15 protein-coding genes and 1 pseudogene are annotated in these 21350 nt (G+C 42.1%); 3 read left to right on the top strand and 13 right to left on the bottom strand.

The genetic code is table 11. The features are described from left to right. From DXC01_RS20895 to DXC01_RS12085, 9 genes are all read right to left on the bottom strand, one after another. The coding region (locus DXC01_RS20895; RefSeq protein WP_279221580.1) for a tubulin-like doman-containing protein at positions 1 to 4037 on the bottom strand (4037 nt) is incomplete at its 3' end. 367 nt (positions 4038 to 4404) lie between these two features. Further along, positions 4405 to 6945: a vWA domain-containing protein gene (locus tag DXC01_RS12120; protein ID WP_118699000.1), complete on the bottom strand. Its 2541-nt coding sequence runs from the start codon at positions 6943 to 6945 to the stop codon at positions 4405 to 4407. A 67-nt stretch (positions 6946 to 7012) separates the two neighbouring features. Then, positions 7013 to 7792, bottom strand: coding sequence for a hypothetical protein (locus tag DXC01_RS12115; protein ID WP_118698999.1), 780 nt, complete (start codon positions 7790 to 7792; stop codon positions 7013 to 7015). 14 nt (positions 7793 to 7806) lie between these two features. Continuing rightward, on the bottom strand, positions 7807 to 8016 hold the full coding sequence (locus DXC01_RS12110) for a hypothetical protein (protein WP_118698998.1): 210 nt from the start codon (positions 8014 to 8016) through the stop codon (positions 7807 to 7809). Between the two features lie 3 nt (positions 8017 to 8019). Beyond that, positions 8020 to 8388 (bottom strand): HNH/ENDO VII family nuclease, encoded by a 369-nt coding sequence (locus DXC01_RS12105; protein ID WP_199705001.1) that lies wholly within the window; start codon positions 8386 to 8388, stop codon positions 8020 to 8022. A gap of 182 nt (positions 8389 to 8570) precedes the next feature. Next, entirely contained in the window at positions 8571 to 8828 is a 258-nt protein-coding gene (locus DXC01_RS12100) for a hypothetical protein (protein ID WP_118698997.1), read from the bottom strand. A gap of 30 nt (positions 8829 to 8858) precedes the next feature. Beyond that, the gene (locus DXC01_RS12095) at positions 8859 to 9131 is read right to left on the bottom strand and encodes a hypothetical protein (RefSeq protein ID WP_118251929.1); all 273 of its coding nucleotides are present in this window, start codon (positions 9129 to 9131) and stop codon (positions 8859 to 8861) included. A gap of 12 nt (positions 9132 to 9143) precedes the next feature. After that, on the bottom strand, positions 9144 to 9431 hold the full coding sequence (locus tag DXC01_RS12090; protein WP_118251930.1) for a hypothetical protein: 288 nt from the start codon (positions 9429 to 9431) through the stop codon (positions 9144 to 9146). 23 nt (positions 9432 to 9454) lie between these two features. Then, positions 9455 to 12724: an FtsK/SpoIIIE domain-containing protein gene (locus DXC01_RS12085; RefSeq protein WP_118698996.1), complete on the bottom strand. Its 3270-nt coding sequence runs from the start codon at positions 12722 to 12724 to the stop codon at positions 9455 to 9457. Between the two features lie 331 nt (positions 12725 to 13055). On the opposite strand from DXC01_RS12085, the gene DXC01_RS21490 reads away from it, so the two are divergent. Further along, positions 13056 to 13445 (top strand): helix-turn-helix domain-containing protein, encoded by a 390-nt coding sequence (locus DXC01_RS21490; protein ID WP_118251932.1) that lies wholly within the window; start codon positions 13056 to 13058, stop codon positions 13443 to 13445. A gap of 301 nt (positions 13446 to 13746) precedes the next feature. Here the strand turns inward: DXC01_RS21490 and DXC01_RS12075 are convergent, their stop codons facing one another. From DXC01_RS12075 to DXC01_RS12060, 4 genes are all read right to left on the bottom strand, one after another. Continuing rightward, a complete protein-coding gene (locus tag DXC01_RS12075; RefSeq protein WP_118698995.1) occupies positions 13747 to 16284 on the bottom strand; it encodes an HAD-IC family P-type ATPase in 2538 nt (845 codons plus the stop codon). Positions 16285 to 16394: 110 nt separating this feature from the next. Further along, positions 16395 to 16835 carry a Fe-S cluster assembly scaffold protein NifU gene (nifU, locus tag DXC01_RS12070; RefSeq protein WP_022214975.1) on the bottom strand — a complete coding sequence of 147 codons (441 nt, stop codon included), beginning with the start codon at positions 16833 to 16835 and terminating at the stop codon, positions 16395 to 16397. Between the two features lie 49 nt (positions 16836 to 16884). Then, on the bottom strand, positions 16885 to 18069 hold the full coding sequence (gene nifS / locus DXC01_RS12065) for a cysteine desulfurase NifS (RefSeq protein ID WP_022214974.1): 1185 nt from the start codon (positions 18067 to 18069) through the stop codon (positions 16885 to 16887). 35 nt (positions 18070 to 18104) lie between these two features. Beyond that, the gene (locus DXC01_RS12060) at positions 18105 to 18539 is read right to left on the bottom strand and encodes an RrF2 family transcriptional regulator (RefSeq protein WP_022214973.1); all 435 of its coding nucleotides are present in this window, start codon (positions 18537 to 18539) and stop codon (positions 18105 to 18107) included. Between the two features lie 126 nt (positions 18540 to 18665). Here DXC01_RS12060 and DXC01_RS12055 point away from each other — a divergent pair, with 126 nt between their 5' ends. Continuing rightward, positions 18666 to 20003, top strand: coding sequence for a polysaccharide biosynthesis protein (locus DXC01_RS12055; RefSeq protein WP_118699021.1), 1338 nt, complete (start codon positions 18666 to 18668; stop codon positions 20001 to 20003). Between the two features lie 204 nt (positions 20004 to 20207). After that, positions 20208 to 21248: pseudogene (locus DXC01_RS12050) on the top strand (3-deoxy-7-phosphoheptulonate synthase); the annotation flags it as partial. Between the last annotated feature and the right edge of the window lie 102 nt (positions 21249 to 21350).

The following is a 21350-nucleotide window of genomic DNA, read 5'->3' as shown; positions in this document are numbered from 1 at the left end:
GGCTGCTGACCCGGCATTCCCGGATAGCCTCCCTGCACTGGCTGCTGACCCGGCATTCCCGGGTAGCCTCCCTGCACTGGCTGCTGACCCGGCATTCCCGGATAGCCTCCCTGAGTCGTCTGCTGATATGGATTGTAATAAATCATCTGATTTATCTGTGTATCAAATACTGGCTGTCCTGGCTGTGGATTCTCAATTGGCTGCCATGTCTGCGGATTCAGATATCTCGGTGCTTTCGGTGCCTCCGGTATATATGCGATCATCTGTCCCAGCTTTGTATCAAACACCTGCTGACCCGGCTGTGGATTCTCAATTGGCTGCCATGTCTGCGGATTCAGATATCTCGGTGCCTCCGGTGTATATGCAATCATCTGTCCCAGCTTTGTATCAAACACCTGCTGACCCGGCTGTGGATTCTCAATTGGCTGCCATGTCTGTGGATTCAGATATCTCGGTGCTTTCGGTGCCTCCGGTGTATATGTGACCATTTGACTCAGTTTTGTGTCAAATACCTGCTGACCCGGCTGTGGATTCTCAATTGGCTGCCATGTCTGTGGATTTAAGTATCTTGGTGGAGTTTGCGGTTCTGGTGCCGGAGTTGGAGCTGGTGATGGAGCTGGAGTTGGTGCTGGGTCCGGTTCTGGTGTTGGAACTGGGTCTGGTTCTGGGTCTATGTCTATAGGAAGCATACGTTTTAATTCTTCAATGCAGCCCTGATAAAATTCAATTTTCTCAAGGAATGCCGGTCTTTCTTCCTTTCCGGCGTTGTACATCTCATTGCGAGCCTTTTCTGTCTGTTTCTCGTAGGTCTGAATATATTTTCGAATTTCCTCAATATATTCCTCCAGTGCACTCGGACTCATTTCAATACGTTTCTTAAGGTTGTCATACTGGAGTTCAATTTCTTCCTTCATATCTTTATTCAGACTTCTGCAAAAACTCTGATAAATCTGATATTCTTTATAATCCGGATGCATTTCATGGCCTTCTGTCAGTTTGACCGGAAACGGATCTGTATCTGTTTTCTTATAAGAAGTATCTCCCGTATACTTATTTACCCGGATCATATGATTCATATTTGCCATTGAGAAATATTTCGGATAATGCAATTCTTCCTCAATTGTCTCAATTCTGTCTGCCAGCTCGCTTTCTTTTTCCAGAATATCCAGGATAAGTGGAAAACGAAGCATATTTTCTTTTACGTTCTGCATTTCTCCATCTGGCTTGCCTATCATATAAGTACCACAGGTAAATAATTTTATGCCGTTTTTGTCATCCCACAGTTTTGACTTAATTTTTTCAAACTGCTCCATCTTTTCAAGAATTGTAGGAGCTGTCAGATTTGCTCTGCTCACTTTTTTTGCAACTTCTGGATTTGATCTTCTCAGGAAGAAACAGTCTGTTCTTCTGTCAATGATCTTATTTGCGTAACATTTGTCAAACAGGGCTTTGTATTTCTCATTTCTTTCTTTTGTTCTTCGACATTCATACGGATATTTCCAGGCCAACTGGATGCATGGAGACGGCAGCTGATCTCTCCATTCCGGTTTCAGATGTTTTCCGCTGGTAGTACTCTGATTTCCCATTTGTTTTTCATATTCTTTTTCCATTTCCTGAAGGTAATCATTAGAGTATAATGGATAGCCGCTTGTAATCTTGATGATATACATACGACTTTCTTCCTTGCTCTTCTTTACCTTTATCTTGTCAAGGTTTTTGGATTCAATATGCTCTTTTACTACTTTATAGATTATCGGACAGTTGCTCGGCACGGAAATCATGGAAAACTCTGCTACTTCACCTAAAATTCCGGTGGATTCTTTATACATTGGATAAGAGGATTTCAAAAGATCCTCTACGCGGTTCCTTATGTAATTTTCCAGACTTTCTCCATTTTTCAGTTTGCTGTTCATGACAGATTGCATGTTTATTGTCAGCAACGCCTGGAAGTTTTCGGATACAAAGTTAGAAATAAACCCGGAAATATCCATACCCGTCCCAATATTTGCATCAACACCATCAATATCTCTGCCTATCCATTTGCGAATATTTGTAGAAAGACTTTCCAGGAAATTATTCTCAGCCTGTACCACTGCTGCTTCAAACATATTCTTTCTGGTCTGTTCAAACTCGAGTGGATTGATCAGAATATCTGTGCCTTCATCCACTTTACTGGAATTTACTCTGATATATTCCACATTTCTGTCAAAAATATCCGGCAATTCCATCAAAATATCTGTCAGCGGTTTTAAGATATTGTTATAGTACAGTTCTAATCTGCTTTGTACAGTCTCCAATACTTCTACAATCTTCTCATTCAGGAATCCATGTTCCTCATTTCTGTACCAGGCATTTAACGCCTTCAAATATCTCTCTACAGCCTTAGTTTTACTATCCCAGGCTCCCAGATTGCTTCCTGCCGCAAAAGCCTGATTCATGTTATCCCGCAGCTCTTTTGATTTTGACGCACACTGTGTCTGCAGCTCGGAACAATATTTACGAAATCCCTCGAGCATATGATACAAACAATAATTTTGCTGTGATTTCATGTAATATCTGAGGTAAACTGGTCCTGTCTTCTTATCTTTGAGATTTCGTTTTATAAATTCTTTTAATTTTCCCTCTAAGTACGCCGGAAGATTTGCTGCCTGTGGCACAACAGATCTCTGGAACATAGCAATCCAGTTGTGGACTGCCTGATATGGGGCATTGTTTGGCCAAATATCTGCATATTTATAATTTTTTACTTCAAGAAGAGGTCTCTGAGCAGTCACATTTTTATAAAGCGTGCTTCGAATACACTCTTCCGTCATCTCAAGATCCTTAAATACACTTACATTAAACTGATTTTCTGTCGGTCTGTTTTTGAACATTCCCTCATTAAGCCGCTGAAATACTCTGGCAGCAACCAATGTTGAAATTTCAGTATATGGAATTTCTATTTTGGAGGCTCCCAGTGAAAGAAACTTGTAGCCTGCCGGATATTTTGCAGATGCAGTAAGTGTTGTAATATATCCCTGAATATTATCATACAGAGAAGCCATCGTGCTTGTGGAAGTATCGCCGCCTGCCTCGCCTGCAATATAGGCAAATACATTTTCTGCTACAGATCTTAAAATTTTGTCATAGTTGAAATTATGTCCGCCAACATCAGATGCATCCAGCAAATGACAGAAATCAAATGGGCAATCGTGCTCATTTAATTCAAAACCATTTGGAAATTTCTGATAATAGCGATCTTCATGCTCTCCTGAATTCATCCAGTAATCCAGTTCTTTCAGACAGGAAAATCCATTGGTTCTCAAAGCCTCTTTTTTACCGCCATTCAGTTCATTCACATCTGTCATTAACAGATATCCCATAATATTTACATTTGGATTTTTGGCTTTGGCTATCTTTCTCAGAATATATGCCATATCCAGAAATGTACCTGCACCAGTTCCGCCTGAGATACCTGAAAATACATAAACCAGCAATCTCTCAATATCCGGGTTATTCTGAGTCAGAAGATCAATCTTTCCTGAAACAGAATTAATCACCTTTGCAATATTGTTCATCAGAAGCATTCTACCAATCTGGCGTATTCCACCGGCTCCTTTGGAACCTGCAACCTGATTTACATCATCATCAAACCACTGCCAGCATTCCTCACCTGCGGCTTTTGCTTTTTTGATGTCTGCGATTACATCTGGTGTTGATTTTACTGAAATATCACAGAATTCTTTTCCAAACTGATCAAAATGAGCAGTTCCATAAGTGGCTGCCTGACCACTGTTGTCTGTATCGATTTCCAAATATCCAATATTTTTTGGCTGATCTGCAACCGGAGCACCTGTCTTATCTGCCGGAAGGATCATTCTGGTTTTTACCTGATCTTTAATACGAAGCAGAGCATCCGCGCCACTTCCTCCAAGACCAACAAACAAAACCGCTGTCCGTTCGTCAGCCTCTACTCGTGCCCCTCCATAATAGATGCCACCATTTTTTGAAAGACTTAATGACTTTTCTAATAAGCTTACCTTTACTTCTTCTGCCATGTCCTTACTTTCCTTTCTTGTCTTTTTATCGTAATTGTAATTATTTTTTTATTTTCCAGATCTGTCTGTTCCGATATCATCATCGAACAGGATATCTTTGCGCTCTGGCTGCAAATCAATTCCAACTGAAACAGCTGTTGCTTTTATTTCTTCAATTCTTCTTTTCAAGAAATTTTTGTGACATCATAGAGTTTCCCCACAGATGCAGGAACATACAATATAACAGCCTTCCTATCGTAACTATAGTTCCTGGAACTATATATCAAAGATGCTTCTTTCAATAAACTTTGAAGTAGATTTTCTGTATCCTTTTCAGGCGATGTTTGCTTCATATTCTGATTAGAGTCTCCCTTTAGGGAGGGGGATTTTAGATGAATCCCCCGAAACCATTATCAGAACTGTTGCCACCGAAATCGAAGTTATTGTTTTCTCCGGCATTATCGTTTGCACTGCCGAAGTCATCCTGTGATGGATTTCCAAAATCATTCGGATTTCCCGCCATATTTCCTGTGCCAAAATCATCTGCACTGTTGTTTCCTGGCTGACCTCCATCAAATCCACCCATGTTGCTGCCTCCTGGCTGACTTCCATAAGATCCTCCGGCACCGCCGAATGGATTTCCGGAATTTCCGGTGTTTCCACCAAATGGATCACCAAAATTGCCTGCACCACCGCCACCAAACGGGCTTCCAAAATTATCATTTCCAAATGGATTATCACTTGGGGAATTATCCCACGGATTAGGATATGGTTCAGGATTGCCATCCCATCCACCTTCTCCGCCAAGCTGTAATGTTACTGTACTGATTGAATTTCCATCTGTTGAGAATTGAATCGCAATTCTGTCTCCCTTGTTCATTGGGTAAGAAATTCCTTTTGCATTATCCACATTCTGGTTGTTGATCATGATCATTCCCGGTGTTTTCGGTAAGATTTTTACTGTAACTGTGCCTCCTTTGCATGCAACCAGTTTGATCTTATTTACAAGTGTTGTCAGTCCTGCCTGCATGATCGGATTTCCCAGGGTGCTCTGTGCAAATGTATCACCCTGAATCAGTTTTCCGAGAATTACCTCTGATTTCTTAGCTGGCATTGCCAGTGTTGCCGGTGACGGTGTAAGATTTGCAAGCATCGGCGGTAAAGAAAGTTCTACGGTTACCGAATCCTTAAGCACCGGTTTTGTTGCTTTCATAATACCCGCAATCAGTGCCACAATCACTGCCAGAATAGCAAATGCGACAATAAACCATATCCAGGACGATTTTACAGTGACGAATACCGTAAGCTCTGCACTCTGACCATATGCATCAGAAAAAATCAACTTCAGATATCCTGTGCCGGTTCTCAGTGGCGTGATATTAAGCATTCCTGTGTCTTTGTTGTAATCTGCTGTTACAATATTATTTCCATTATCCTCTATACTGCAGTTCAGTTCTGCAAGAGACTCGCTCTTTACATGCTGGCTGATATCAACCGAGACCTTTGTTTTGATTGGATTGCACCACATGCTGACATCTGGTCTTCCAGATACGGTCAGTTTGGCTCTTCCTATGGATAACTGATACTGTGCAGCTTCTTTCGAGAAGCTTCCATCTTTGCCTTCCAGATGTGCTGTCACATAGTAGTTTCCTGATTTTTCAAGATTCGTTTTACAAATGAAGACATGTTTTTCTTCATTGTAAGTCATCGGAAGATTCTCTCCGACAATATTTCCCTTGTTATCCATAATAGTACAGATTGCCATAGCTCCCGAAAGCAGGTTTGAATCTGTGATATTTTCATCTCCACGTACAAGCTTTCCGTAAATATTGATATCATTTCCTGCAATCGGATCCCTGCTGTTGAGAAGTTTAAAAGAAATATCATATGTAGTCAGAAGGTTTACCTGTACTGCATCGTCGGCTTCACCCTTTACACTGACTTTCCATGCTCCCTGTACAGGATACATGATTTTGAGGATCGTATACGTCGATACTTTATTCTCATCCGAAGTATCCGTCGAAACAATCACTCCATGGTCTGCATCCAGAGGAACCACCGCTCCGGTTGGATCTATAAGCTGCGGATCACTTACGCCTTTATCTGTAAGAATAACAATATTGGCCATCAGTACACTGCCATTGTCAATCACAAAATCTGTTACAAATCTTCCATCTATATACGCTGGATTCAGACCTGTCAGATCACCATCTGCAACATTTCCAAAAATATCTGTCATATATTTGTTGAAATCTGTTGCGGTAGTGATATTATAAAAGGCTCCACCTGTCTGATTGGCAATATTCTGCATGTAATCTACATCCAGTTTTCCATCATAGTTAAGGCCAATAGAATAAATCGGAACACCAAGAGAAGCTGCCTCACTAAGAGTTCCTGTCAATTCTGCATTGGATTCCTCTACAGTTCTCGGTCCATTTGGAAGGTCTGTGTTTCCATCACTGAGAAGAATAATCATAGGATTTCTGTCTCCATTGAAGGAATCACCCTCTTTTAACAGATTTAAAGCCTGTGTCAGTCCCAGAGAAATATCTGTATCCCAGCTTCCTTTTACAGAATCCTGCAGTCCTGACAGGCGGTCTCTGAATGAAGCTTTACTGTCTTCTGTAGACAGGTCTGTCAGTCCCTGGCTATCCATAATAATATTAGTGAACTGCACAAATCCAGCTCTTGATGTGTTAGAATATGTCATTTCCGTGAACAGCCGTCCTGCTGTCAGCCTCAATTTCAACGCATCTGACTTTTTCATGGAGCCACTTCCATCAATGGCAAAAATAACATCAAAACTCATGTTATCCGCAGTCGTCTGCTGCGCCACTTCTTCACCTTCTGCCCAAACTGCACTTACTGACATACAGATAAGCATCACTGCTGCCAGTAAAACAGTCAGAATTTTTTTCATGTGTCTCATACTCTTTTCCCCTTTTTTGTAAATTTTATATTGAAACCTCTGTACAGAGGAATTTCGTTATTATATTTTATCTTCTCCGACCCGGCAAAAACATTTTGATAAGCACAGCCGCTATGATTACTGTAAAAATTACCGACTGATAGGTTTTTACCACTCCGAAAATCCCAATTACCAGAACACAGATTATACCAATAACCACATAGGTAATCAGAACCCCTGCTGCAAAACTTAATACTGCCATTAAACAGTATTTCTGAATGGTATCCATATCTCCTCCGGTTTTGCGCTGATACAGCACCAGTGCCGCAATTCCAACAGCCCCCGGAAGTATTCCATCAAAGGAAAGTCTCGCACATCCTTCACCTGCCACCTGTGAAATATTCTCGTAAATAAAAATCAGGAGATATCTGTTCAGCAGATTTTTCATAATAAAAAGCATCAAAACGCCTATAACCACAAGAATTATCAATTGTGTTACTCCTGACGTTGATCCTGATGTCGAAACCGGCGGCTTCGAAAAGTCCGGAATATCTGGATTATTAACAGGCGGAATCCCCGTATCCTGTTTCTTTTCCGGGACAATGTCCATATCCGGTCCATAAAAGGTATATCCGACAAATTTGCCTTTTTCATCTGTCAGTAATTCAATTGGTCTCTCAAATCCTGTAGAACCATTTCTGGTTATCAGGTTATAAATTTCTGCTTTTTTGGTCTCTGATTTATCTCTCAGCAGCTTTGCCCATAAGTTTCTTTCACCGGCAATAAGATATCTGATACCATCTATATCCTTTTTTCTGGTTTTATCTACCAGCTGATATTGTCGGTAATTTCCCTGAACTACTTTCATTCGTCTTTCCCCACTTATTCCGGTCTTGTGTCTGCCAGAATACTTTCTGCGTTTGTAAAAAACTTCTCTGTTTCTTCCAGTGCTGTTTCCAGTTCATCCAGTGCTTTCAGCATTTCTGTCAGTGCAACATCCTCAAACTTCTTACCCACACCGTCTGTCCAATTGCACTTGTCAAAATCATCTTTTACTTTTTTTCTCACATAATAAAAAACTGTTGTGTCCATATCTTATTTTCTCATTTCTTTCCTCAGTGTCTGTGCCCGCCGCTTCCAGTATGCACTTCGGAGCATCTGAAAGCTGGAACGGTTAATTCCAGATGGTATATCTGACGTATTAATATGTAATGTTTTATGATTCTCTCTGTGCATGCTCCCTGAAATTTCTACGACACTGCCGCTCTCGGACTGAATCAGATGGTGCAGTTCTATCGGATCACCATCGTATCCTATCGGGGCTCTTCCCTTTTCCATTCGCTTCAGATTATCTTCTGTTGGTGCATAAGCACTTCCACTGCAGTAAAATGTAGTTCCTCGAAACTGCATTACTCCGTATTTTCCCGGTGTTCCACTATATCCACATTCCCTCATTCTGGTCATTACATTATATTCTTCTACCATCTTGAGATAGGCATTCAGAATTCTTTTGGATTTTGTAAATGAACGTCCAGTTCTCCTTTGTGCGTTTGTAAGCAGATCCACATAGTCAGGAATTTTTTTTATGATGGATATGATTTCTTCATCCTGTATATCCAGCTTTCTTATCCTGGCTTTGGCTTCTTCTATTTTTTCCTGTAATCTTCCTGTTTTTTCGGATCCTGCTCAGATTCGCTTTCATCTGCATAAAAACGAATCTGATCTTCCCACTCTGATCTCTTATCTGCAATAGAAGACCGTTTCTGGTTCAGCCGCTGCAGCAGAGATTCCAGTGCATCTTTTGCACCTTTGACAGCTTCATCAACGTATTCCTTATTCTCATTTAATGAAACCACATAATTCCAGACTGCATCCGGATCTGACTTTAAAACTCCATCACTCATTTTGTATCAGCCTGCTATCTGTATGTATTTTCAGGGTTTCCCATGTGACTCAAGAAATTCTGCATATTCCTCAAGAGCCCCACTCACATCCTCCAGAGGTTCTTTGCCCAGTTCTACTACTTTCTTTGTATACTCTACAATCTCTTTTGCCTGCTCATAGAGTTTATCAGACTCAGCACCTTCAATCGTTGACAACAGTGTACTTCCTCTGTTATTGTTTTCTGAAATTGCATCCATGCACATCTTTGTGATTTTCGCCAGGCTTCTTACTTCTGAAGCATTTCCAAATACCTTTCCAGCCATGTCAATTCTCTCCTATCTGATTCGACCTTCTATACGTTCTTTTTCATCAAGTTCTCTTTGAGCTCTCTTTTTCAGTTCCAAAATCCGTTCCTCACCTGTTTGTGTGGCTTTATACAATGCATCTGCAATCATTTCAAGCTTCACAGAAGACTTGGTTGCCATTTCCGTTCCTTTAAGAGTTTCTGTTACACTTGATGCAGCAACCTTTAATCTTTGTGCGTTTTGATGCAGAATTTCCAGATATTCTTTTTCGAATTTATCACAAAAGTTGATGACGGTCTCAAGATCAATATCTACCATTTTGTTTCCCCTTCCTCTTCTGTTTATAATTTGTATGGAACGAATCGGTTTCCGGATCTTCCATTATGATAGTATGCAAGCTGTCCGGAAAGTTCTCTTATCAGTCTTGGCTGATCAAGAAATTCTCCCGCTTCATAATCACTCATCGGAAATGCAATTTTGTGATTAAAATCCAGTGTCTTTACTTCTCTGAAATCTCTCAGTGCAGAAGCTGAATCGTAGATCACCAGATTAAATACATTACATGTAGGTCCCAGATGTATAATTCTGGCTATATCATTTCTGGCATCATATAAATAAGAGGTCTGTGCTTCTTTCCCGGTTTCCGGCTCTTCTTCATTAATATCTTCTTCTCCAAACAGATCCATATCACCAAACAGAGCACTGAATTCGTCCAGTGCCGGGTCATTAAAATCTGTTTTTTCTGATTCTTCCTCAGAAACGCTCTCCGATACTTCCGACTGCGTTGCTTTCTCTTCTGCTTTTTTTAGTACAGGTGTTCTTTTGTTTCTTTCATCTGCCAGAATGTCTGCCATAGAATCCAGCCCAAGCCATACGATCAGTTGTTTTCTGGTATTACTCCTGTCTTTTATGATTTCTAATGTTTCAACGATTTTGTAACAGATATCTTCCAGATCATCATGCACCCTTATCTCCGGATAATTTTTTCCAAATTCCAGAATTTCCGGTTTGTATTCACGATATACACTTGCATAACTGTCTGCCATAATATCAACTGAAAAGTCGGACTGTCGTGCGAAGCTTGAAATAATTGCTCTCAGAATACGCATCTGCTGTTCTTCCGTTCCAGAAGCACACATGATATTATTTCCCTTCCGCTGAAGCAGTGGAAAATGAAGTGCAAATCCGAGATTCACAGGTCGTCCCAGATAAATATGAATATCTTTGCTGCCATCTCTGTGAGAAATCACATTTTCCTTCTCCCACTGATCGATCTCTTCGATTTTCATAGGATCCACAACACGATCATCAAAAACATCTGGCACATAGTCCTCTGCATGATAAATTGTTCTTGCCTTCTCATTCACATTATAACGACACGTTCCATTAATATAAATTGCCATGGCACGTTCGATTGTCGGAACCTCTTCACGATCTTCATTTTCCTGAATCGTCTGGACCGCAACCTCTCCGACTTTCATATGTATGAAAGAACGAATTTTATCTGCTTCTTTTTCATTCAGAGTTTCTTCTAGTTCATCCTTGTAATTAGAGAGTGCGATTCTAGCTTTTATCTGTTTCTTTCCCTTATCCGAAAGTCCTCTCAGGCCATCTACGATTGCCTGATCTGAAAGCAGCAGGATAATTCCAAGAGCTCTCGCCTCTGACAGAATATTCTCCAGCTTTGTCTTGTATTCTGTTTCCAGCTGTGCATGCTGACTCATCACATGAAATTCATCTACAATGATGAGCAGTCTTGTCATGGAGTTCTTGCCATATACTTTCCTGTAATCACCAAATGAAGTAATATTGCTTTTACCGCCTCCGGCTTTGTAATCGTAATCTGCCTGTGCAATGATTGTCTGTCTGCGGTTCATCTCGTCTATGATCTTATCCAGAAAAGCGTATGAAAAATCAGATGTCTTTGACAATCCAATAAACCGTATATGTGGAGGTGTATTGGTCTTGTAAGAATAAAATTCTGTAATCTTATAGTCAGACAGCCAGATTTCCACGTCTTCCGGAGTATAATTCATCACAATAGAACTGATCAGCATATGTAAAAGCGAACTCTTACCAGATCCGGTACCACCGCAGATCAGACCATGCGCATTCAATGCCTGTCCAAGTGAATATGAAATAATATCTCCTCTCTGGTTGATTGCAAATGGAATATGAAGACCATTTGTGGAATCCATCTGTCCGAAAGGAGCATTTATGTCAAAAATACGCTGAAATTCATTGTCCAGCTTCTTTTCTGCCACAAGCTGCTCTACGATATTTTCGATAAATTCCAGATGAGAACCACCGGTCTGCCAGTGTCGGAAATCACTTTCGACTCCCCTCACACATGTTGACGAAATATCTGTCCCTACATCAATCCGAAAAAGATTCTGTATTGCCTCTGCTGAAAAACAGCTCTCAAGATCTTGTCTTCTGCTGTGTGTGGATTCGTTTTCCCAACGGTCTACATTATTTAATATAACTACAAAGACACCCAGATTTCTTCCATTTTCGATCAGATACTGGATATTCTTAAAATCACTGTCAGAATATCCTTCGTGAAGATTCTGCACGATTATCATCTGATATGGAATCCATGCGTCCATTCCCTGTTCCGCATTGTATTCCGTTACAGTTGTATAGGCGGCCTTTTCATTAATAACCGCTGTCATCCTCTGCACCAGTGCTGTCAGTCCCCGGCTGATATCCTCACTTTTAAGGTAAGACTGTGCAAGATGATAGGAACCACCTGTTACCTTTCTGTTCAGCATAACAATATCGTTCTTTTTTACCTGCTGTAAACGGATAAAATCTCTGAAATCATTTCCGGATGTAACTGCATCCATAAAATGAAATTCCATATAGTACTGCGGTATACTGCGCAATGTCTGATAAATGATTGACTGAAGGATCTGTCTTGCCCTGTCTGTGGTCCTTGTTCCATAGTCAATGCGAAGCTGTATCGGTGCTGACAATAAAAATCCCCACGGTACAGCAATTTTCTCACCATCCCTGCACAGATTAAATAAAATCTTTCCATCACCAGACAGTTCCCGCTGTTCTTCTTCTGTCATAAAAGGTTTCAGGAGATCTCCCAGAAAAATTCTTGGATTCTCGAGAGTTTCTGGTATAACATAACTGGTCCAGTCAGAATCACTGGTACATCCTCCATAACACATGGCACTTTTATATGCCTGTGTATATTCCTCGGATATCTGCTGAAGCTTATACCAGATTGCATCAGCCTCACTTCGACAGTCCCGAATCTGGTCTTCCATAAAGTTAAGAAGCCCCGTCAGTTTCCCCATTAACTCCCGGTAAACCTCTCTCTGACTTTTCCCAAATCCAAGCATACTCTTAATAAGAGGCCATAAGCCCGCACTGTTCGCCAGTTCGAGCCTCAACTGTGTCAGTTCCTGTTCTGTATAAACTCTGGCCTCACTGTCCCCGACATTTCCATATCTGTTTCCAAAACGTGCAAAAAGTTCTGCTTTCTGATGGTTATAGATTTCTCTTTCATCAAACAATTCCGTTGCATTTCTCTTTATTGCACGATAATTTCTTATTAATTCTTGAATTTTCTGATAATTATTGTTGAAGTCAAACATTTCTCTTTTTCACTCCTTATTTGTAAAAGGATTTTTGTAATACAATTCGGAAGACGCATTGCCCGATTTCGATCTTTTGGACAAGCAATAGATATGTTTCTCTTTTTTGTTTATTATACAATTTTAGTGTGTTGAAATCAACCTTATAGTAACTATTTTATATTACTATTAGTAATATTATTAAACAAACATGACATTTCATTTTTTTGATTAAATAAAAAGACTTCTGATATATTACTTATACTTTGAATTTTTTCCACTAATTCAACTATTGGTAATTTTTTTCTATTACCAACGGTAAGTTGTTTGTCAATTATATTCCTTTTACAATATTAAGAATAATCATCTTATAATTATTTCAAAGGAGGGATTCCTGCTGAAAAAAGACTTAAACGTTCAAATTGGGCAGCGGGTCAGATTCGCACGAAAACAGGCTCATCTTTCCCGGGAAGCCCTTGCCGAAAAGCTGGACATATCCACTCTTTTTCTTGGGTATATTGAATGCGGTCAAAAAGGGATGTCTTTATCCACACTCCAGAAACTCTGCCAAGTTTTGGGAGTGTCTTCCGATTTTATTCTTATGGGTATTGATGATGATTCTGTCCATAAAAATAATTTTATGTTGCTTATGGATTCTGTCGATCCCAAGTATCATCCACTGCTTGAATCTAATCTGCGATGTACGATTGATGCAATCAATGAAACAAAAAAAATGAAGTGATACATTAAATAGAAACAGCTTTTTACTTTCGGCATCTTTTTTTGTATCGGGTCTGTTTTCATGGATTTCAACTGGGTTTCCGCAAAATACAATTGTAGAAACCCAGATTAAATTCCAGTAATCGTCTTTCGTCCTATCTTCCTCAAAAATCCCTCTGTTCTTTCCACCTCCTTTTCTTTGATATTCAGCATCTTAGCATAGGTTTTACACAAATTTGTTTTTTCAAAAGCTATTCTGCCGAAATTTTGCAAAAAAAACAGCATCCTAGCTTCACGCTGCAATGCTGTTTTCTTACTTATCGTTATTTATTTTTTTTACTGAGTTTATTCACAAATCCTGTAAACTTTCCTGGTTTTTCCTTATCCAGAGACTTTGCATAAATCCCTTTGAGCCAACTTGTGATCACATCGATCAGAACCGGTGCAAATGTCATCAGGATAAATACCAGTATGATCAGTCCGAAGTCCAGGGAACCAAGGGCCAGCAGTTTCTGAAACATGACTGCCGCGGCAAAAAAAATAAACTGCATTCCATAAATGATTACCTTACGGTAGGTATTCAATGGTGCATAAACCGTTTTTAATGCTGCCATATAGTTCCATCCTGTGACCAGTACACAGGCCGTACTCAGCATGGCATTGGAATGATATACATTCTGGCAGACAAGCATGATCGCAAATACACAGGATGAAATAGTGATTGCTGCCGGAAATGCATTCAGGAACACATGCCGGAGAAACGTATGATCGATCTTGTCATAATTGTTTTCCTGTGCAAGAAGAAAGGTTGGAATTCCGACTGCACAGGCACTGATCAGTGACATCTGGATCGGTTCGAACGGATACGTGTTTCCAAAAAAGATTGTCAGAAGCGACAGCATGACAGAAAACATAGTCTTGATCAGAAACATAGATGCCGCTGTACGGATATTGTTCACGACTCTTCGTCCCTGATTCACGATATGTGGCATGGAGGCAAAATTCGAATCCAGAAGAACTACGTTGGCAATGTTCTTTGCCGCATCACTTCCCTGTGCCATGGCAATACTGCAGTCTGCTTCTTTGAGAGCAAGAACATCGTTGACACCATCTCCTGTCATGGCAACGGTATGTCCCTGTTTCTGAAGAGCCTGTACCATTTCTTTTTTCTGCTGCGGTGTCACTCGGCCAAAAACACTGTATTTCGAAACAGCCTCTTCTAAATCTTCCTCTGTTTCCAGTGTTGTCGCATCCACATAGCTTTCTGCATTCTTAAGACCTGCCCGCTTCGCGATTGCAGAAACGGTGACAGGATCATCTCCCGAGATCACCTTGAGGTCAACTTCCTGGCTGTCAAAGAATTTCAGTGTATCCGGAGCTTCTTCTCTGATCACATCTGTCAGAAGAAGAAGTGCCACCGGTTCAAGATCAGCCGGAAGTTCTGTACCTTCTGCCATCTGACTGCTGTGTGCCAGTGTAAGAACTCGAAGTCCTTCCTGTGCATATTTCTGGCAGACTTCCAGGATTTCTTCTCTTCCCTCCGGAAAAAGGAACTGTGCCGCTCCCATAAGATAAGTTCCTCTGTCCTCAAATACAGCTCCACTGTATTTTCTGTCGGAAGAAAACGGAATAATATGCTCCGGCGTCATAGATGTTTTGGTTGGAAAGCGTTTACGCAGGGCATCAATCGTTGCATTCTGATCTTTAAGAACATACATGAGATTTCCCATCATGTCCTCAATTTCATGAATATCCTGCAGAACTGCCGTTTCGTCTGTGATTTCTGCCTGATCCGCTTCCGTTTGCGAACCGGTATCTGGATTCTGTGTTTCAGCATTCTCCGGCTGTATTTCCTGATCCTGGAGCATTCCGCCTTCGTCTGGCTCTTCTTTGTCTTCTGTCAGATTTCTGAGAAGACTCTCACTCCACGGCTCCACACGCCCTACACACATGGTTCCTTCAGTGATTGTTCCGGTCTTGTCCAGACAGAGTGTATCAACTCTTGCCAGAGTCTCAATACAGTATAACTCCTGTACAAGAGTCTTCTTATTGGCCAGAACCAGTGCTCCCAGTGTCAATGCCACACTGGTGAGGAGTACCAGACCTTCGGGAATCATTCCCAGAACACCTGCGACCATACTCACAACAGAAGCCTTGAACGTATTTTCTACAATATAGTACTGTTTATAAAACAGCAGTGCGCCCAGCGGAACGATGATGATACTGATCACTTTCAGGATCGCATTCAGGGAATTCTTAAGTTCTGAGTTATGACGCTTGAATTCCTTCGCTTCGCTGGTGATCTGTGCTGCATAGTTATCCTTGCCAACATGAATGATCTGACAGCAGGCTTCTCCTGATGTCACGAAGCTTCCGGAAAAAAGCTCATCACCCACGTTCTTTGGAAGGTTGTCGGATTCACCGGTCAGGAGAGATTCATTGACCTCTACACTGCCCTCCAGCACCTTCGCATCCGCCGGAACCTGATCTCCGGTCTTGAGACAGACCAGATCATCAAGTACCAGGTCTTCGGTAGGAACGGTCCATTTCTTTCCTTCCCGGATGACGATGGATTTCTTCGCTGTCAGGATAGCCAGCTTGTCAATCGTCTTTTTCGCACGGATCTCCTGTGCGATTCCGATCAGAGTATTGATGATGATGATCCCTACAAAAAACGCGTTCTTGTAAGAGCCAACCATCAGTACCAGGATAAGGAGCACCAGATTCAGGAAGTTGAAGAAAGTCAGGGTGTTTTCTCTGACGATCTGCTTGTAAGTCCTGGTATTCGGATTCTCGTCCGCATTGACCTTACCCTGCTCGATCCGTTCATTTACCTGTTCGTCTGTAAGTCCTGTCAACATTTCACCTCACAATTTACTGATCACTTTGTTCACAGTCAATTTCCTGCAAACAGTGATTTCTATTTTACCGTCGATGTTTCGATGTTTCTCCCCTCACAGCCGCTTTTTAATTAATATTCTTCTTCCTCTTCGCCTTCGCTGATGTCTGACTTCGGTTTGTCCAGTCCTTCGATCACGATGTTATGTTTCTGTGCGTAGTCCCACAGAGCTGCATGGATTGCTTCTTCTGCAAGAAGGGAGCAGTGTACTTTGACCGGCGGAAGTCCGTCAAGTGCTTCCATAACGGCTTTGTTTGTGATCTGCATTGCTTCTTCGATCGTTTTTCCCTTAACCATCTCTGTTGCCATGCTGCTTGTTGCAACTGCTGCACCACAGCCGAATGTTTTGAATTTACATTCTTTGATGATATGTGTTTCGTCATCAATGTCAAGGAACATTCTCATGATATCACCGCATTTTGCGTTACCAACTGTTCCTACACCGCTTGCGTCCTCAATTTCTCCTACATTCCTTGGATGCTGAAAATGATCCATAACTTTTTCACTGTACATAATATTTATTCCTCCTGTTTTCGTCTTTTATCCGATTATTGTCTTATTATTACTGCTGATGTTTTTTCATGAAATCTTCATACAGAGGAGACATGCTTCTCAGATATGGCACGATTTCTTTCAGTTTGTCTACTGTGAAGTCAATGTCTTCCTTAGTTGTCTCTTCACTTAAGGTAAGTCTCAGAGAACCATGAGCAACTTCATGAGGCACACCGATAGCAAGAAGTACATGGGACGGATCCAGGGAACCTGATGTGCAGGCAGATCCGCTTGATGCACAGATGCCGTTCTGGTCGAGCATCAGAAGCATGGATTCTCCCTCGATGAACTGGAAGCTTACGTTTACGTTGTTCGGAAGACGTTTCACTCTGTCACCGTTCAGTCTGGAGTATGGGATCTCTGTTGTAAGACGGTTAATCAAATAATCTCTCAGTTCGATCTCCTTCTCTGTACGCTCTTTCATGTTTTTCATTGCACGCTCTGCTGCTGCGCCGTATCCTACGATTCCAGGAACATTTTCTGTACCTGCACGACGTTTACGCTCCTGTGCGCCGCCATGTACGAAGGATCTGATCTTAACGCCCTTACGGATGTAGAGGAAACCGATTCCCTTCGGTCCGTTGATCTTGTGTCCGCTGGAGCTTAACATATCGATGTTGCATTCATCTACATCGATCGGAACCTGACAGAATGCCTGAACTGCATCTGTGTGGAACAGGATGCCGTGTTCTTTGGCGATACGTCCGATTTCTTTGATCGGCTGGATGGAACCGATCTCGTTGTTTGCAAACATAACGGAGATCAGGATGGTCTCTGGTGTGATCGCTTTCTCCAGTTCATCAAGGCGGACGATACCGTTCTCATCTACATCGAGGTATGTGATCTTTGCGCCTCTTTTTTCGAGGTATTCACATGTATGAAGGATCGCATGATGCTCGATCTTGGTTGTGATGATGTGGTTTCCTTTGGATTTGTATGCTTCAAAAGTAGCTTTGAGTGCCCAGTTGTCAGCCTCGCTTCCGCCTGCTGTGAAGTAGATTTCTTCTTTCTTTGCGTTCAGAACATCTGCGATCTGCTGTCTTCCTTTGGTCACTGCTTCTTTGCTTTTCTGTGCAAAATCATAGATGCTTGACGGGTTTCCGTAGTATTCTGTAAAATATGGCAGCATTGCCTCAACAACTTCCGGAGCAGTCTTTGTTGTAGCTGCGTTGTCCAGATAGATTAATTTACTCATGTTTTTTTCCTCCTGCTTAAAAATAAAAATGAATTTTACATTTTTTCTTTTTGTTTTTTCCGGCTTTCCTCGATCAACTGATCCAGCATCATGGTGTCTACCGCCTGTGTGATACTGTCGTTGATTCGTTTCCACACATATTTCGTGACGCAGATATCATGGTTCTCACAGGCACTCTCATCTTCCATCCCGGAACACTGTGCCGCTTCCAGGCTTCCTTCTAGAACCCTCAGGACATCCCCCACGGAAATCTCCTCTGCCGGTCGACCCAGACGATAACCGCCGCCCGCACCTCTGGTGCTCTCTACCAGACCTGCTTTCTTGAGCTTCGCCATGAGCTGTTCCAGATAACTGTCTGAAATATTCTGTCGGCCTGCAATGCTCTGAATGGAGACGGCTTCTGTTTCACAATGCAGACCCAGGTCGATCAGTGCTTTAAGACCGTATCTTGCTCTTGTTGACAGTTTCATCCACTCACCTCTTTAATTCCTAGTGTTTTCGTCGGATTTATTTCAAGACTTACTTTAACAGAATACATTTGTTCTGTCAAGGAGGTTTCGTGCATATACTGACAAAAAAAGCACCAGGTGCTTTCTATGTCAAAAAAAGCTTTTTTTAAGGGGACTTTTCTTCTCACATGCGCCGGTCTTTTGAGCCGCGTGATCGGCTTTTTTTATAGGATATTCCTGTCTCATGCGATTGGTGCAGAGGGGATCGGCCTGTTCCAGCTTGCCATTCCGCTTCAGACACTTCTGCTTGCCGTCACTGCCTCTGGAATACAGACCGCCCTTTCACGGCTGGTCGCCGCTCATCTCGCAACAGGTGAGGACAAAAAAGCCCGGGACTTTTTCTGTCTGGGGACTTTTTTTGCCTTTGCACTTTCCTGTGCAGCCTCTGCCCTGCTTTATCTGCGGGCAGATTTTTTTGCTGTGCAGATCTTAAAGGAAGCACGCACGGAAGAACTTGTTCGGATCCTTTCTTTCAGTATTCCCTTTGCCACGCTCCATTCCTGCACCAACAGTTATTATTTTGCCCGTAAAAAAACGGAATTTCCTTCCGGATTACAGCTTATTGAGCAGATCGTACGCGTCGGTTCTTCGTATCTTCTGTATCTTGTCTGTATTTCTGAAGGTACGCCTGTGACTGCCATGATCGCTGCTGGCGGCACACTGGTCTCGGAACTCGTTGTAGCTGTTCTGGCGCTGCTTATGATCTCTCTGCATTTTCAGAAATATGCGCATAAAATTTTTCACATTGAACTGCCTTTTGCCTGTCTGACGGAAATCTGCCGGACTGCTTTCCCTGTGACGCTGAACCGCCTGCTGCTTTCTGTACTCGCCGGTATCGAGGTCGTTCTGATCCCGCAGCGACTTCGGATGTATGGGCTTTCCGTTTCGGAATCACTCAGTATCTACGGGATTTTTACAGGACTGGCGCTTCCGTGCATTCTTTTTCCGGCTACGATCACAAACTCTGCTTCCATGATGCTCATGCCTTCTGTTGCAGAGATGCAGGCGCTTGGATATCGGAAACGTATCCGGTACGTTACTTGGCAGACGATCCGTGCAAGCCTTTTGCTTGGATTTCTGTGCGCGTTTGGTTTTTACTGCATCGGTCCGTTTATGGGGACAGTATTGTTTCACAGTCCGACTGCCGGGACTTACATACAGACGCTTTCTTTCGTCTGCCCGTTTCTTTATCTGAACACAACGCTTACGAGTATCCTGCATGGGCTTGGTCAGACAGGACGAAGTCTTGTACACAGTGCTCTGGGGATCCTTGTCCGGATCCTTTTTGTAGTATTCGCGATTCCGCTTGCCGGAATCCGCGGTTATCTATATGGAATCCTTTTCAGCGAGATTCTTTCCAGCAGCCTTCATATTTATGCACTTATGCATAATTCCATTGCATTACCTATCGACAAGAAGTTTTGAATCGTTTATAATAGTTAATTGACAACTGTTCAGTAGGTAGTATCCCGCGAGGCGTTTTGGCATGTTTTTTGCCAAAATCCCGAGACATGCAAGGCAAAATGCCATCACCGAAGGTGATTTGGAATGCATTTTGACTCGTAACTGTGAGGGTACTGAACAGTTACGTTAGTTGTATACAAAAGCGTTGCGTTAAAACGCAAAAGGGAGGAAAACATGGGATTCAATTTTATTAAGAAATTACCTACACCTGCAGAAATCCGCAATCAGTATCCCATTGATGCTAAAATACAGGCATTAAAAGAAAAACGTGATCAGGAGATCCGTGATGTCTTTACAGGCAAGTCAGATAAATTTCTCGCAATCATCGGTCCATGCTCTGCTGACAATGAAGATGCTGTCTGTGACTATCTTCTGCGTCTCCGCAAGGTCCAGGAAAAGATCGAAGACAAAGTTCTGATCATTCCACGGGTTTACACCAATAAACCGCGTACTACCGGTGAGGGATACAAGGGTATGGTCCATCAGCCGGACCCGGAGAAAGCTCCTGACATGCTCGCAGGACTGGTTGCTATCCGCAAAATGCATATTCATGCAATCCAGGAAAGTGGATTTACCTGCGCAGATGAGATGCTCTATCCGGAGAACTACCGTTATCTCTCCGACATCCTTTCCTACGTTGCAGTAGGTGCACGTTCTGTTGAGGATCAGCAGCATCGTCTGACTGTCAGCGGTATGGATATCCCTGCCGGAATGAAAAATCCTACCAGCGGTGATTTCAGTGTTATGATAAATTCTGTTGTTGCAGCTCAGGCTTCTCATCGTTTCATCTACCGAAGCTGGGAGGTGGAGACAGATGGAAATCCTCTCGCACATACAATTCTGCGTGGTGCGGTCAATAAACATGGTGAGGCAATGCCAAACTATCATTATGAGGATCTTCGTCTTCTTCTTGAAAAATATCAGGAAAAAGATCTCAAGAACCCGGCAGTGATCGTGGATACCAACCACTCCAACTCCAACAAGCAGTACGACCAGCAGGTTCGTATCGCCAAGGAAGTTCTGCACAGCCGCAATGTTGATCCGGAACTTCATAAACTTGTCAAGGGTCTGATGATCGAGAGCTATATCGAGCCAGGCAACCAGAAGATCGGCGGCGACCATATTTATGGAAAATCCATCACTGACCCGTGTCTTGGATGGGATGAGTCTGAAAAACTGCTTTATACGATTGCTGAACTTTGCTAAGTATTGTTATTGTTCTGATCAGAAGCAGTAACTTTTGAAATAGTAATTTAACTTGTTGTGCTAGATAAAATAAAATATAAAGAAACTTCAACAAAATGTGCT

It is taken from the genome of Blautia sp. OM07-19 (assembly GCF_003481595.1).
GTDB lineage: Bacteria > Bacillota > Clostridia > Lachnospirales > Lachnospiraceae > Blautia_A > Blautia_A intestinihominis.
This window is presented reverse-complemented; position numbering and strand designations above follow the sequence as displayed.